The sequence below is a fragment of the Bacillus sp. RAR_M1_44 genome (genome assembly GCF_020165935.1).
Taxonomy (GTDB): Bacteria; Bacillota; Bacilli; order Bacillales; family Bacillaceae; genus Bacillus; species Bacillus altitudinis.
The window spans coordinates 17,867-32,662 of the sequence record NZ_JAIUKX010000003.1 but is presented as its reverse complement, the minus strand read 5'-3'; the positions used below and the strand labels follow the sequence as shown (position 1 = coordinate 32,662).

The 14,796-nt window shown below is 39.6% G+C and carries 19 protein-coding genes; 12 read left to right on the top strand and 7 right to left on the bottom strand.

Annotation, left to right across the window (positions count from 1 at the left end; all coding sequences use genetic code 11):
* Window positions 1-82: 82 nt before the first annotated feature.
* The gene (gene bslA, locus LCD34_RS16105) at window positions 83-619 is read right to left on the bottom strand and encodes a biofilm surface layer hydrophobin BslA (protein ID WP_017359045.1); all 537 of its coding nucleotides are present in this window, start codon (window positions 617-619) and stop codon (window positions 83-85) included.
* 125 nt (window positions 620-744) lie between these two features.
* A complete protein-coding gene (locus tag LCD34_RS16100) occupies window positions 745-1,146 on the bottom strand; it encodes a hypothetical protein (protein ID WP_017359044.1) in 402 nt (133 codons plus the stop codon).
* A gap of 590 nt (window positions 1,147-1,736) precedes the next feature.
* Here LCD34_RS16100 and LCD34_RS16095 point away from each other — a divergent pair.
* The 3 genes from LCD34_RS16095 to LCD34_RS16085 all read left to right on the top strand — a co-directional run bounded on the left by LCD34_RS16095 (window position 1,737) and on the right by LCD34_RS16085 (window position 4,588).
* Window positions 1,737-2,210 (top strand): CarD family transcriptional regulator, encoded by a 474-nt coding sequence (locus LCD34_RS16095; RefSeq protein WP_007499456.1) that lies wholly within the window; start codon window positions 1,737-1,739, stop codon window positions 2,208-2,210.
* Between the two features lie 315 nt (window positions 2,211-2,525).
* Window positions 2,526-3,275 carry a poly-gamma-glutamate hydrolase family protein gene (locus LCD34_RS16090; protein ID WP_060832343.1) on the top strand — a complete coding sequence of 250 codons (750 nt, stop codon included), beginning with the start codon at window positions 2,526-2,528 and terminating at the stop codon, window positions 3,273-3,275.
* A gap of 164 nt (window positions 3,276-3,439) precedes the next feature.
* Entirely contained in the window at window positions 3,440-4,588 is a 1,149-nt protein-coding gene (locus LCD34_RS16085; RefSeq protein WP_008344020.1) for a Rap family tetratricopeptide repeat protein, read from the top strand.
* An 88-nt stretch (window positions 4,589-4,676) separates the two neighbouring features.
* Here the strand turns inward: LCD34_RS16085 and LCD34_RS16080 are convergent, their stop codons facing one another.
* Window positions 4,677-6,002 carry a S8 family peptidase gene (locus LCD34_RS16080; RefSeq protein ID WP_224559750.1) on the bottom strand — a complete coding sequence of 442 codons (1,326 nt, stop codon included), beginning with the start codon at window positions 6,000-6,002 and terminating at the stop codon, window positions 4,677-4,679.
* 583 nt (window positions 6,003-6,585) lie between these two features.
* Between LCD34_RS16080 and LCD34_RS16075 the strand changes: the two genes are divergently transcribed.
* Both LCD34_RS16075 and LCD34_RS16070 read left to right on the top strand, forming a co-directional pair.
* Window positions 6,586-7,320 carry a poly-gamma-glutamate hydrolase family protein gene (locus tag LCD34_RS16075; RefSeq protein WP_039166578.1) on the top strand — a complete coding sequence of 245 codons (735 nt, stop codon included), beginning with the start codon at window positions 6,586-6,588 and terminating at the stop codon, window positions 7,318-7,320.
* A 77-nt stretch (window positions 7,321-7,397) separates the two neighbouring features.
* Window positions 7,398-7,847, top strand: coding sequence for an OsmC family protein (locus LCD34_RS16070; protein WP_073414211.1), 450 nt, complete (start codon window positions 7,398-7,400; stop codon window positions 7,845-7,847).
* Window positions 7,848-7,893: 46 nt separating this feature from the next.
* Here LCD34_RS16070 and LCD34_RS16065 read toward each other — a convergent pair whose 3' ends face one another.
* The 4 genes from LCD34_RS16065 to LCD34_RS16050 form a co-directional block, all read right to left on the bottom strand.
* Window positions 7,894-8,262, bottom strand: a complete 369-nt coding sequence (locus LCD34_RS16065; protein ID WP_056704771.1) for a DMT family transporter — start codon at window positions 8,260-8,262, stop codon at window positions 7,894-7,896.
* A 15-nt stretch (window positions 8,263-8,277) separates the two neighbouring features.
* Window positions 8,278-8,595 (bottom strand): DMT family transporter, encoded by a 318-nt coding sequence (locus tag LCD34_RS16060; RefSeq protein ID WP_017367286.1) that lies wholly within the window; start codon window positions 8,593-8,595, stop codon window positions 8,278-8,280.
* 2 nt (window positions 8,596-8,597) lie between these two features.
* On the bottom strand, window positions 8,598-9,140 hold the full coding sequence (locus tag LCD34_RS16055) for a TetR/AcrR family transcriptional regulator (protein WP_008344015.1): 543 nt from the start codon (window positions 9,138-9,140) through the stop codon (window positions 8,598-8,600).
* A 112-nt stretch (window positions 9,141-9,252) separates the two neighbouring features.
* Window positions 9,253-9,516, bottom strand: coding sequence for a hypothetical protein (locus tag LCD34_RS16050; RefSeq protein WP_017359036.1), 264 nt, complete (start codon window positions 9,514-9,516; stop codon window positions 9,253-9,255).
* 104 nt (window positions 9,517-9,620) lie between these two features.
* On the opposite strand from LCD34_RS16050, the gene LCD34_RS16045 reads away from it, so the two are divergent.
* From LCD34_RS16045 to nrdE, 7 genes are all read left to right on the top strand, one after another.
* A complete protein-coding gene (locus LCD34_RS16045) occupies window positions 9,621-10,022 on the top strand; it encodes a YmaF family protein (protein ID WP_007499437.1) in 402 nt (133 codons plus the stop codon).
* 69 nt (window positions 10,023-10,091) lie between these two features.
* Window positions 10,092-11,042, top strand: coding sequence for a tRNA (adenosine(37)-N6)-dimethylallyltransferase MiaA (gene miaA, locus LCD34_RS16040; protein WP_224559749.1), 951 nt, complete (start codon window positions 10,092-10,094; stop codon window positions 11,040-11,042).
* A gap of 25 nt (window positions 11,043-11,067) precedes the next feature.
* Window positions 11,068-11,289, top strand: coding sequence for an RNA chaperone Hfq (gene hfq, locus LCD34_RS16035; protein WP_003211269.1), 222 nt, complete (start codon window positions 11,068-11,070; stop codon window positions 11,287-11,289).
* A gap of 161 nt (window positions 11,290-11,450) precedes the next feature.
* Entirely contained in the window at window positions 11,451-11,783 is a 333-nt protein-coding gene (locus tag LCD34_RS16030) for a YmzC family protein (protein ID WP_017367288.1), read from the top strand.
* A gap of 79 nt (window positions 11,784-11,862) precedes the next feature.
* On the top strand, window positions 11,863-12,075 hold the full coding sequence (locus tag LCD34_RS16025; RefSeq protein WP_003212415.1) for a hypothetical protein: 213 nt from the start codon (window positions 11,863-11,865) through the stop codon (window positions 12,073-12,075).
* Window positions 12,076-12,341: 266 nt separating this feature from the next.
* Entirely contained in the window at window positions 12,342-12,734 is a 393-nt protein-coding gene (nrdI, locus tag LCD34_RS16020) for a class Ib ribonucleoside-diphosphate reductase assembly flavoprotein NrdI (protein ID WP_017359034.1), read from the top strand.
* Window positions 12,694-14,796, top strand: coding sequence for a class 1b ribonucleoside-diphosphate reductase subunit alpha (gene nrdE / locus LCD34_RS16015; protein WP_019743850.1), 2,103 nt, complete (start codon window positions 12,694-12,696; stop codon window positions 14,794-14,796). The genes nrdI and nrdE overlap by 41 nt, the downstream gene beginning before the upstream one ends.

The window sequence follows — 14,796 nt, the reverse complement described above, 5'->3', positions numbered from 1 at the left end:
GTAACAATTATATAAAATGCAGTAAGCACAGCGGCAAGGGTTGTGATGAATGAGAAAAAGCGCTCTAAGAGCGCTTTTTTGTTTAGCATCCGCAAGGATTTGGCGGTGTGACGACAACTGGCCGTTTATTAATATCAATCGTATCCTCTGCATAAAATGTGGAACCAATGCTGATCGCACGATTTTCTGCGCGGAACGTATATGTACCTGCAGCAGGAAGTACTTTATGAGAAAGTTGTAATGTATATTGGGAACTTCCGAATAAATCGAAACGAGCTGGAATGCGGACAGTTTTTCCGTTGTTCAAAATGTAACTGTCTTTTAATGCTTTTCCGTTGATAATATCCTTTGTTGTGGCTTGAAAACCTGCTGGTAAAGTAAATTCAACTGCACCAATACTAAGAACCGAATTTGGACGGTAAGTCAGGTCAATGTCAGAAAAAGACCATTCCTGTTTACTTGCTCCTGTGATTTTTGCATAAAGTGCAGCTGGTCGAGCATTTGTTGAAGCTTTGCCTTCCTCTGTTTTAGCCCCTTCAGCTGATGCGGCTAGCGGTACTGAGAGTGCCATGACCAATGTAAGCATCCCCATCATAATGATTGTCCATGTTTTCTTCATTTCTTCCTTCCCCCTTGGTTGATTATAGGTAAATAATAGATGATTACATCCATTATTTACCTATAAGGTTACCATATTCCTATATGTCATTAAATGGTATTTTATACCCTTATTTTGCTTGTTTTTTAGTAATAACGGGGTAGGAATGCATTTGGTTGGTTCATTCCGTAAGCATTTCCTGTCAAATGATGATTTGCCGGCATCATCATTTGCATATCATGATAGCCGTATGGCTGGTGGGGAGCCATACCATAACCGCCGTAGTGACCGAAGTGATGGTGATCGTTCATCTGTACATTTGAATAGGGATCATACTGCTTCGTAAAAGGAGAATAGGCTGAATGATGATGCGGGTGGTGTCCGCTATAAGCATCTTTTTTACCGGTATGATAATGATTTGGCATATTCATATGGTCATGCATGTTTGGTGCGATCATATGCTCATGATTGGCTGTATACACATTTTCAAACGTGTGATAGGGATTCCCTTGATGGTAATGGTTGGTTTGGTTATTCATATTATTCATTTTGTATCTCATCCTTTTTTTCAGGTTGCCATATCTTATGAGCTGTACCTGTTTCATGAGCCTATCCATATGAAAGAAAAGAACGACATGTAACAAAAAAACCGGCTTTTCAGCCGGGAAAACAAAAAGCAGGTGTAGCGTCAAACACTAAAATGAGAAGCTATGTCTTTTTCTGCGACGCTTCTTACATCTGCTGCAGACACTTTTAGGAAAATAATGGGGATCGTAGCTTCTTGAAGTATCCCAAAAATCGCTCTCAAACCAATCATCTTTTTTATGATAAAACTTCTTTTTTTCACACGGATCCATATGGTGATGATCGTCATGCTTTTTATAGCATTTTGAGTGGGAATGTTTGCTCTTGCATTTGCACATTGTCATCCCTCCTAAATGTGACTCAATGCTAGTATATGCAAGAAAGGTGTACGAGGACTGGATGGTGGCGCTCCTTTTGTAAAAAAAGGCTAATTCTTTAAAAACTCAAATAAAAAGAATTGACTAGTGCTAAATTAACATGATAAAATATAAATTTTTATCCTCTGCTGAAATGTGTTATAATGATATTGTGAATACTTTCGGAGGTGGCGGATTTGTTTCAAATAGGTGATAAAATTGTTTATCCAATGCATGGAGCCGGTGTGATTGAAGGAATGGAAGAAAAAGAGATTTTAGGTAAGACGCAGGAATATTTTCTGATTCAAATGCCGAATATGCAGATGATGGTCCCAAAAGGCAGAATCAATCAACTAGGTATACGTCCGGTAGCTGATCAAGCTACGCTGAAAGTTGTGATGAACAATTTTGCAGAAGAAACAAACGACGACACGCTTACTTGGAAGCAAAGATATGATGAAAATCTGAAAAAGCTAAAAACAGGTTCGATTGAAGATGGCGCAGACGTTGTCAAAGATCTGATGAGACGTAATCAGAAAAAAGCCTTAAATTCTAGTGAAAAGAAGATGCTTGAAGATGCACGGGGCATGTTAGTGAGCGAAATTTCACTTGCACAAGGCATGTCGCAAGATGAAGTGCTGACAGCATTAGAGAATGAATTAAGAGTTTAATGCTGGATATACAGAGACTGGCTGTAAACAGAAGGAGATATTCCTTTTGTTTACAGCTTTTTTATTTGAAAAAAAGATGAAAATTCCCAATTTTGTAGGTGTTTTTGACTAAAACTAAAATGAGGTCATAGGATTTAGTTTTTACTTGCACAAGAACCGTTTTAAAGAAGCCGAAAATACCTAGGGCAACATAAAAAAACAGGTAAGTTCTCCTGATTCATGAAAAGGAGCCGGACATTCTTTGAATTCTTTTAGCGATTGATAGTAAAATAATGCGATAAGATGACATCGAAGAGAATGAAAAGGAGCGGTGAAATGAAAAGACTACTCATAAGTGGATTCATCTTTCTCATCCTGTGTGCTCTTTTACTGGTGAAATGCAGCCATTCTATCCAAGAAAATAAAGAGCAAAAACAACATCATGAAGAAGTAGAAAAGTATAAGAAAGAGCGAAAAAAAGGGGATCAATATGAAAGTTTTAAGCAGCTTATACGGCATGAAAGAGACGGCTATGAGATAGAGTTTCATGAAAAAGGGGGAAGTGACTTACTTGTCTTTTCTCCTCACGGCGGCGAAATTGAACCAGGAACAAGTGAAATTGTAGAAGCATTTGAAAAGAAGTACTCTACGTATTTATTTGAAGGGACAAAACAAGACAACAATCGTGACTTGCATATCACTAGTACAAAATTCGATGAACCGATTTTGGTTCAAATGATTAAAACATATCCCTTTTCTATATCTATCCACGGCTATAAAAGTGATAGAAGACATACACTTGTGGGCGGGACAAACGAAAAAATGCAAGAAGCGGTTGTGCGAGAACTAAAAGACCGGGGCTTCTCTGCAGAGCTCGTGCAAAAAGGTGAGCGCCTCTCTGGTACGGATCCAAACAACATTAATAATCAAAATGCAAGTGGCGAAAGTGTCCAATTAGAAATTAGTACGGCGCAGAGAAAAGCCTTTTTTGACAACTTTGATACAAGAAAAGGAAAGAAAAAAGCATTTAGTCGCTATGTCAGTGGTTTAAAAGAAGTGCTTAGAGAATTCGACCCTTCTTCGTAGAAAAAGGTTTTGATGGGCAAAAGTACTCTCTTTAAACTTGGTAAAAAAGATAGAAATGTGCAAAATCAACATAAAATATGAAATAAATGACAATTTGCCTTAAAATCATAAATTATGTAAAATAATAGTTATCAGTTTGATATGATAGAATGGGGCTGAAGTGGATGGCACACAAAATACCATCTTCCGAAGTAGGTGTAAAAATCAATCAATGGTACACACATATTTGCAAATTTGAAGTTGATCAGGCAAACGATATGAAGCGCCTTGTTGAAGAAGACATTCATGAGATGGAAGAAGATCAAGATTTATTACTCTATTATTCTCTCATGGATTTTCGCCATCAAATGATGCTTCAGCACTTAACGCCAGTCCATGCAGGGAATGAATCGCTTCAAGCGGTTTCTTTTCCAAAAGATATTGAAGAGGCAGAAGATGAGATGACGGGTTTATTGGGCTATTACTTTCATTTTTTCCATGGAATGTATGCATTTACCCAGCACCGGTATATCGAAGCCATTTCCTATTATAAGCATGCGGAACATCAGCTGATCTTAGTGACAGATGAGATCGAAAAAGCGGAATTTTATTATAAAATTGCTGAAGTATACTATCATATGAAACAAACCTATTTTTCTATGCATTATGCGAAAAAAGCGAGAGACATCTATAAGAAACATCAGCTTTATGGAAAAAGAAGCATTCAATGCGATTTTGTGATGGCAGGTAATTGGATTGATGTAAGTCAGCATCAAAAAGCGCTCCCTTATTTAGAAAAAGCTTTAAAAGTGTGTGAAGCAATGGAAAGAAAAGAATGCACATCTTATTTTAAGGCGATGGCCCTCAATAACTTAGGAACTTGTCATTATAGTATGGGAACCTACCATACAGCGACTGTCTTCTTTGAACAAGCCATTTCACTTTATCAAAAAGATCAAGCTGCAACGATGATCAAATCATTGTTTTCACTGGCTCTTACTTGTTTTAAACTCGAAGATATGGAGCGAGCGAGTGAGGCTATAAAGGAAGGTATGAATCAGGCCTCTATATTGGGAGATGAAATTTATCAATTGAAATTCCAATTTTTACAGGCACTCTATATAGAAACAGACAGCTCTGAACAATTGAGGTCAGCCCTTTTGGGACTACGAAACAAAAAAATGTTTGCTGATTTAGAGGAATTGGCACTTGATGCGGCTAATTATTATAAGGAACGCGACATGTACAAGGAATCTTCCACTTTTTTTGAAATTGTGATCGAAGCGCGTACGCACATTCAAAAAGGAGATGAGATGTATGAGAACGAAGCATAACATGTCAGCTGCTCAAGTAGAAGAAAGACTTCACACATAAAACAGACAAAACAACACCCTTTACGAAAAACGTAAAGGGCTTTTTTATTTATTCTTGGATGGCTTTTTCTGCGTCGATGGCACCTGCTCCGTAAATCATTGGGTCCTCTCCAGACCACTTGCTTGTATTTTCTTTTAATAAAGTTTTGACTTCATCAGGTGTTAAATCTGGTGAATGCTCTAATAATAGTGCGCAGATACCGGCACAAATGGGTGTCGCCATCGAAGTGCCAGATAACGTCGTATAATCATCATCGACTCTACTTGATTTATCTAGTTTATCTAGGAATGATCTTGGTGATCTAAGAGAGACGATATTGACTCCTGGTGCGAGGAGGTCGGGCTTTGTTTCACCATAGACCGTTGGACCTCTGCTCGAAAATGGTGCCACGACATCGTCACTTGATTCGGGCGTATTTCGATCATCATAGGCTCCGACCGTAATGACTTTTTGACTCACGGCAGGGCTTGCGATTGTTTGACTGTTAGGACCGGAGTTCCCAGCAGCAACGCATACGACAATCCCTTGATCCCAAGCTGCATTGACAGCGCGCACCATCGGATCGTCTTGTTCGTCATCATAACGCTGCGCATCGCCGCCAAGCGACATACTGATAATGTGAATTGGGTCATCAGGATGGTCTTCGTTGAACTGTATGCACCATTCAACACCTTCTATAATAGTAGAAAGTGATCCAGCGCCTTGTTTATTTAACACTTTTACCCCAATGATATTGGCTTTTGGAGCGGGTCCTTTGTATAAGCCGTCTGAGGCAGCTCCGTCTCCAGCCACATCCCCAGCGCAATGCGTTCCATGACCGTTATCATCATAAGGTTTCGTTTTTTGTTTGACTAAATCTACAAAGTCGCGAATTCTTCCTTCTAAGTCCTGATGTGGGTATACGCCCGTGTCAACGACCGCCACCGTAATGCCTTCGCCAGTTAAGGTCATGCCATTTCGAACGACTTCATCCGCATGACTTGATTGTGTCGCCACATCCAGCAGTGCATGTACCTGTCTGTCTAAATATATTTTGCGAATATGCTCCCCATTCGCTAAGAGTTCCTCTAAAGCAGCAGGGGTAAGATCAGCTGCGCAGCAGTTAATATGTGAAAAATGTTTTTTGATGTTTGTTTTTCTGCTTTTTTTCATTAGCTGCTTTGTGCTTTGAATACCTGCTTCAACTGCATCTTCTTTAAATTCAATGATAACCCGAAGCTTCTTGCTCTTCTTTAACCTTCCTTCAAAAAAACGATGAAGAAAACAAGGCGTCCACTTAAAAGGCTTATAGAGGTGAAGGACGGTTTCTCTTAAAGGCTGATCCAATTTACTAGCATGCGTTCTGACCATTTGTACCATGGAAAATCCAAACATGTGATGCCCTCCATTCTAGCTATCCATTCTCGTACACTCTTACGTTATGAACATGACAGCATCTTTGTTCGGATTCTTGTCCCTTCTTTTGTTCATATTGGCGGCTGACTCATTCCCTTTAAAAAGAAAAGCGCTTACATTTTGTAAAATAATAGAAAAAGGTGGAAATCATATCAAAACTGCCGATGATAGGTGGGAGAGTTCTTCTTAGAGAACCAGTAAAACAATGGATTCTGTAGAAAAAAGGAGGGGCTAGACAGGGTCAATGCTCATACAAATGTGATTCATTCCAGATGAAAAAAATCAAATTCGCATAAAAAAAAGACGAATTAAAGAAAACAGACTGGGTAGGACTAGGTCATTTTAAACATAACTTCATTTGTTTGTCATACTATTCTAACTCTGTTTTCAATCAGGAAAGGCGTTTCTGTGTATATAAATGCAATTATCTTATTTTTGAGGAATCTCATGATCTAGAGTGTTATGATCAAATTTGAAGAGAAAATGTGGAAAAAATGAAAAGAAATGATGATTCAATATTAATCATAGAAACGGCTTAGAAATCTGTTAAAGGAGAACGGGAATGAAGAAGTTTTTTGCTTTGCTTCTCCTGCTTGTCATCGGATGGGGCGTCTATTATACCATGCAAGCACAGGAACATGATGAGCCAGTGTCATCAGGTGGAGAAGACGAAAGCGGTTCAAATGATATGTATCGCAATTTTAAAGAACTGGAAGAGAATGAATCAACAGATCATTATCAAATTACATCCAATCCAGTGCCTGGCAGCCGTCTTCTAGTGATGTCGCCTCATGGCGGGAGAATCGAAGGCGGCGTTAGTGAGATTGTCCATTTTTTTGATAACGATTTTTCTACGTACTTATTTGAAGGTTTGAGAGAAAATGCATCAGAACTTCATATTACAAGTACAAACTTCGATGAACCAATCGGAGTCGCACAGGCAAAAGCACATGATTATGTCTTAGCTGTTCATGGTTATAAAGGGGAGCCGGGAATTGACCACACCCTTGTTGGCGGAACAGACTATGATCGTGCAGAGAAAATTGTGAACTCATTAGAGCGGAATGGATTTTCTGCTGAACTGGCTGTCGCACACGCAACCCTGAGCGGAACAAGCAATCATAATATTAATAATCTTACAAAAACAGGGCAAAGTGTACAGCTAGAGATTAGTAGAAGTCAGCGTGAAGCTTTATTTGACAGTTTTGACTTTCGGCGGCGGTCCAGTACAAAAAATGAGACGTTCTACCGGTATGTCAGGGCGATTCGGACAGTGCTTGATGAGGAATATACATAAAAATGGTGCACATGTTAAGACAAGCAGCGTGAATTCTTGTTACACTATAAAAAGTGATAACAAAAGGAGAGACAGATATGGCGCGTCATCATTTTCATCTTCAGGCAAGCTGGCCTGGTCTGCGTAACGATGTGGGGACAATCGAATGTGAACAGTTAAAGACGAAGATTTCCATTCCAAAAGAAATGGATGGACCGGGTATCGGAACAAATCCAGATGAGATGCTCCTAGGTGCAGCAGCCACATGTTATATCATTACACTTGCAGCCATGATGGAGCGGAGTCAATTAGAGAAAGAGGATCTATCGATGAGCTCTGAGGCAGTTGTCGATGTGACAAACGGTGTGTTTACATATGAGAAAATCATTCACCGTCCTGTCATCATTCTCAAAGAGTCTGCTACTGCACAGGACATAGAACGAGCTCGTAAGCTTGCACATAAAGCTGAAAGCTCATGTATGATCTCTAGAGCTGTGCAAGGGAATGTCCATATTTCCTTAGAAGAAACCATCAAAGCTGGTTATTAAGATAAAAAAGTCATTTTCTCTTGATTAATGGAGAAAATGACTTTTTTTATGACGTCCATTCGGTTTGATCGAATGGTTCTTTCTTTTCTTCCTTTTGTTTTTTGGATTGATTTAAGACAATGACGCCGCATATGACAAGTGCAAGACCAATAAATCCTTTCATATGAATAGTTTCGTTAAATAGCACGAGGCCCACTAGAGCAGTAAGTGCTGTACCGACCCCAGACCAAGTGGCATATGCAGATGACAGCTCAATTGTTTTGAGTGCCAAACTGAGAAAGGTAAAGGCGCACCCAAATCCGATCAGGACCCCCATACTCGGCAGCGCCTGTGTAAAACCTTGCGAAAGCTTCAGCATCGTACTGCCAAAAACCTCTGTCAAAATGGCTCCTGTTAAATAAAGCATTCCTTTCATATCACTTCACATCCTTTAAGACATATTTAATAGTACGACCCCTGAAACAAGCATTGCCATTCCAATAAGTGCTTGACGGTTCAAGGTTTCTTTGAAAAAGAGCACGCCAAAAAAAGCCGTGAGGACGGTACCTACCCCAGACCATGTGGCGTAAGACATGCTAAGTGGAATGATATTAAGGGTCAATGACAGCATGTAAAAAGCAAGTGTATAACCAGCGACAACGACAGCGCTAGGTTTAAAGCGTGTGAAACCATTTGATAGTTTCAGCATCGCTGCCCCAATCGCTTCTGAAAAAATGGCGATAGCCAAAAAAAGATATCCGAGGATCATCATCATCCCTCCTCTAAAATGTGTAAAATCCGATGAAGTAAAAGGGTTTTTTCCTCTCGATTCAATGGTTCAAGCTGAAACATTTCTGAAAACCATATGCCATCACAGGCAAGACGGATCAATTGGCTAAGTGCAGGGTCATTGATTTCCTCGGCTGCTTTTTCTTTAAATTCCGCATAAAAATGACGCCAAGGATTTAATAACGCTTCATCAAATGACATGGTTGCCAGCATACTTGTACATAGCTGTGTGGTGTTTTGTCTATCAAGATCATTTAATGTGGCCAATATATAGGCACGTACATAGGGCGCCTTTTCGTTTTTGTATGTTTCCTGATACGTGTCAAGCTGCTGACGAAAAGAGGCAACCGCATGCTCATTCATTTGCTGGATCAGGTCTTCTTTGCTTGAAAAATGATACAGTAGCCCGGCTTTGGTCATATTTGCATGTTCTGCCACCTGCTGAAGGGTGAGCTGACTCAATCCTTCTTTTAGAATGGTGTGAGCTGCAGCCTCAAAAATTTGTTCTTTTTTCGTTTTAGACATAAAAAAAACACCTACTTTACTGAACGGTCGGTAAAGTAAATGTTAACCTATGAAAAACAAATGTGTCAATCGATTCATTTTATAAGAGGATGTTTTCACTGAATCGTCATATTTAATAATAAGGGTATGGTCCATATGGCGGGTATGGCGGTGGATAAGGATAACCATAGCCATATCCTGGAGCAAGAAGCGACCCAGCTAAAAGCCCTCCAGCAAAACCACCTAAAAATGGCGGTCCAAAAAATCCAGGTCTCCCATAGCCAAAACCAGGGCGCCCAAAACCAAACCCAGGTCTTCCAAAACCAAATCCAGGGCGTCCAAATCCAAAAGGTCTTCTCATCTCATCTTGAACAAACGGTGCGTCAAAATAATTCATAAAAAAAGACTCCTTTCACATAAAATCACTGTAACTGACATCAGTGTATTCGAGTGGCCCACTTGTGTTTGGGTGAATGCCTAAAATAAGGAGGAATGTAAAAAATGGGCCTGTATCCGTCTGATTGGGCTAAATGTCCACCTCATGCTCATGCTTATAAAGCGCGAACGGATGTAACAGAAGAACATTATCATTTAATAGAAGGTATTTCTCAGCCTGTGAATGGAAGCAGTACCGACAGACATACTCATTATTACCGGGGGATCACGTCATTTGAAAGAGGGCATTTTCATAGATATTATGGCGTCACTGGACCTGCTATCCCAAGAGTGGACGGGACGCACTATCATGAAATTGAGGAAGTCACGTTTTCTGCCTATACCGATTCTGTCCCGATTCCATACGGGGGAGTCGTTTACAGTCCAGATGAAGAAAGGCCAACGCATAAGCACCGTTTAAAAGGAAAGACATATGAAGTGGTCGGGAATGAACCACTTGGCTGGTGACGAGGAGTATATAGGAGAGAAAGAGAAGTTATGCTATACTGTAGGCAGTTTGTAAAAGAGAGTGATGTTATGAAAAAACAACCAGTGATTGTATTAGTAGGTCCGACGGCTGTCGGAAAAACAAAGCTGAGCATTGATATAGCGAAAGCATTTAATGGAGAAATTATCAGCGGGGATTCCATGCAGATCTATAAAGGGATGGATATTGGCACAGCGAAAATCACCCCTGAAGAAATGAATGGCGTACCGCACCATTTAATCGATATTAAACAACCGGATGAATCGTTTTCTACAGCTGAATTTCAGCAGCTTGTCCGCTTAAAAATCAAAGAGATTGCTGCGAGAGGAAAAACGCCCATGATTGTTGGTGGAACTGGGCTATATATTCAGTCTGTTTTATATGATTACACGTTTACTGATGAGAAAAGTGATCCTGCTTTTAGAGAAGAGATGACGCTGTTTGAACAGCAGCATGGACCGATCAAGCTGTATGAAAAGCTAAAAGAAGCCGATCCTGACGCTGCAAAAGCGATTCATCCGAATAACGTCCGCCGCGTGATCAGGGCCCTTGAAATCATCCATACAACAGGTCAGAAAATGTCTGATATGCAAAACGGGCATCAAGAAGTTCCTCTTTATGATACTGCCTTCATTGGGCTGAAAATGGACCGAGAGCTTTTGTACGAGCGCATTCATCAAAGAATTGATATGATGTTAGATGAAGGCTTAATTGAAGAAGTGAGCGCACTTTATCAATCTGGTTTGAAAGATTGTCAGTCTGTTCAAGCGATTGGTTATAAAGAGTTGTATGCCTATTTTCAAGGCAACTGCTCACTTGATGAAGCCATCCAGCAATTAAAACAAAATTCCCGCAGATATGCGAAGCGTCAGTTTACGTGGTTCCGTAATAAAATGGATGTCACCTGGTTTGATATGACACCACCTTGCCACTTTTCGGACAAAAAAGAGGAAATTTTCGCATATATAGCAGGAAAGCTTGGACTTAAAGCGAAACTGTAGTTATCAGAATCAAGGAGGACGAAACATGAAACCGATTAATATTCAGGACCAATTTTTGAATCAGATCCGCAAAGACAATACATTTGTCACAGTATTTTTACTGAATGGCTTTCAGCTTCGCGGTCAAGTAAAGGGATTTGACAATTTCACGGTGCTGCTTGAGACAGAAGGGAAGCAGCAGCTTATTTATAAACATGCGATTTCAACATTTGCACCTCAAAAAAATGTAAATCTTGAATTAGAATAAACACCCGTTTTCACCAATAGCCCCATGCAGCTGCGAATAAACCGGCCGAAACCCGCTACGTTTTTTGTCAGTGCAGAGGGGCTATTTTGCATGCCATGAAACTTTTCTGTCCAAGTTGCGTATAAATCCTTATTGGACATTTAAAAGGTGAGGGGATTTATATGGAAAATGCAGAGCTTGAATTGAGAAGGATTCGAGTGATCCTTCTTTTGATTGGAATCGTTGTCTTATTTGGAGCATGCGCCATCTCGAACATCGAAACGAGACAAGAAAGTTGGCATAACCATTCTGGTGAGCATGATGGGAGCCATGTTGATGGTCTTTTACCATCATCTGTTGCGCTAAAAAATAATCACATTGCTGTTGTAAAAGATGATGAAGTACATGTATACCGGTTTGATGAAAAAGAAGGAGAGCTGACGCTCATTACGACAAAATACATAGATGAATGGGATGAAGATGATGGTGATAGTGAAGACTTTGATGAAGAGTAAGCACGTAAATTTACAAATGAATGTGAAGTCGCTACACTATAAACATGCATCAGACATCTAGACAGAAAAGGATGAGTTCATGACACACAAAATTAAAATTAATCATTGGGAACAAACTTGTGAAGATGACTCCTGTTTCGAATATGGAACAAGCGTTTCTGTAAACGGGAAAGAGTTAGTAAGAGAAGCCTCGATCGTCTCTGCGCTTGAAGCGGTGCTGAAAGAATTAGGTGTTGAAGTGGAAATAACAGAAGTGTCAGAAGATTTACAGTGCGATGCCTACAAAAAATAAAACAAAAAGTCTAGTCTACTAAGCGATTTTTTTTCGTGTTATGATAGATTTCGGTTTCAGTTGAATAGGGAGTAGGGCAGTCTATTTTTAGAACCTGCTCTGCTCTATTTATTTGAACGTACGAGTTCGGCTATGAATGTTCGGCCGGGTTGGTTGATTTTTTTTCGTTTCGAGCATCTATATGTTGTGTTTTGAAAAAACATAGTATACTATATATAGTGAATAGCGGAATGATCAACAATACTAAAAACTAGGTCGTGATGGAATTGATTCAAATCGTATTTGATTCAAAAACAGGAAATGTTCAACGCTTTTTGGACAAGACCCCTTTTACAGACAAACGAAAATTGACTGGAGAAGAGTTTTTGGATACGCCGTTTATTCTCGTCACCTTTACGACAGGATTTGGACAAGTCCCTGGTACCACTCAGTCATTTTTAGAGAAAAATGCGCACCTTTTACTAGGCGTAGCGGTGAGTGGGAACAAAGTGTGGGGAGATAACTTTGCCAAAAGCGCCGATACGATTTCTAAACAATATCAAGTTCCTATTTTGCACACCTTTGAACTAAGCGGAACAAAAAGGGATGTTGAATTGTTTACACAGGAGGTAGAAAGAATTGTCACAAAATCAGGTTCCAAAGTGGATACAATTAAATAACGAGATTATGATTCAAAAAGAAGGAAAGTTTCAGTTCGACAAGGACAAAGAAGCTGTACATAGTTATTTCGTAGATTATATTAATCAAAACACGGTCTTCTTTCATAATCTAGAAGAGAAGATTGATTACTTAATAGAAAACGACTACTATGAGGAAGAATTTTTAAGACAATACAGCATGTCAGATATTAAAGAAGTATTTGAAGCTGCATATGCCAAGAAATTTAGATTCCCATCATTTATGAGTGCGTTTAAGTTTTACAATGACTATGCACTGAAAACAAATGACAAAAAGAAAATCCTTGAACGCTATGAAGACCGCATTTCAGTTGTGGCTCTTTTCTTTGCGGGCGGAGACAAAAAGAAAGCACTTGAGTTTGTGGAACTGATGATCAACCAAGAGTATCAGCCAAGTACACCAACATTCTTAAACGCAGGCCGTAAAAGACGTGGTGAGCTGGTGAGCTGCTTCTTGCTTGAAGTGAATGACTCATTAAACGATATTTCAAGAGCCATTGATATTTCCATGCAGCTGTCTAAATTAGGCGGCGGCGTCAGCTTGAACCTTTCAAAGCTTCGTGCGAAAGGTGAAGCGATCAAAGATGTTGAAAATGCGACCAAAGGTGTCGTAGGCGTCATGAAACTTCTTGATAATGCATTCCGATATGCAGATCAAATGGGACAAAGACAAGGTTCAGGCAGTGCCTACCTGAATATTTTCCACAGAGATATTAATGATTTCTTAGATACGAAAAAAATCTCTGCGGATGAAGATGTTCGTGTGAAAACACTTTCGATCGGTGTCGTCATTCCAGATAAATTTATCGAGCTTGCTAGAGAAGATAAAACAGCTTATACATTCTATCCTCATACAGTTTATAAAACTTATGGACAGCATCTTGATGAGATGGATATGGAAGAAATGTATGACGAGCTTGTAGAAAACCCGAAAGTCAAAAAAGAAAAAGTCAATCCGAGAAAACTTCTTGAAAAATTAGCTGTTCTGCGCTCAGAATCAGGCTATCCATATATCATGTTCCAAGATAATGTGAATAGAGAGCACGCACTGAACCATATTTCACGTGTGAAATTCTCAAACCTTTGCTCAGAAGTACTTCAAGCTTCAGAAGTCTCTTCTTACACGGACTATGATCAAGATGATGAGATCGGACTTGATATTTCTTGTAACCTTGGTTCTTTAAATATCATGAACGTGATGAAAAACAAATCCATTGAAAAAACAGTCAAGCTTGCAACGGACTCACTCACACTTGTGTCTGAAACAACAGATATCCGCAATGCACCAGCTGTTAGAAAAGCGAACAAAGCGATGAAGTCAATTGGACTTGGTGCGATGAACCTTCATGGGTATTTAGCTCAAAACCAAATCGCTTATGAAAGTGAAGAAGCAAGAGATTTTGCTAATACGTTCTTTATGATGGTGAACTATTACTCCATTAAGCGTTCAAGTGAGCTTGCAAAAGAAAAAGGGGAAACATTCCATCGTTATGAGGGCTCTGGTTATGCAACAGGTGAGTACTTCAATAAATACGTAGAAAATGATTTCACTCCAAAAACAGAAAAAGCAGCTGCGCTATTTGAAGGCATGCACATTCCAACAAAAGAAGATTGGGCAGCACTCAAAGACTTTGTAGCGGAAAATGGCATGTACCATAGCTATCGATTATGCATTGCACCAACAGGTTCTATTTCGTATGTTCAATCGGCAACAGCGTCTGTGATGCCAATTATGGAACGTATCGAAGAAAGAACATACGGAAACAGCAAAACGTATTATCCAATGCCAGGACTTTCAGCACAAAACTGGTTCTTCTATAAAGAAGCATACGATATGGACATGTTTAAAGTGGTCGATATGATCGCAACCATTCAGCAGCACGTCGATCAAGGAATCAGCTTTACATTATTCCTAAAAGATACGATGACAACGCGTGACTTAAACCGCATCGATCTTTATGCACACCATAAAGGCATTAAGACACTTTATTATGCAAGAACGAAGGATACAGGGCAGGAAGGCTGTCTTTCTTGTGTTGTTTGA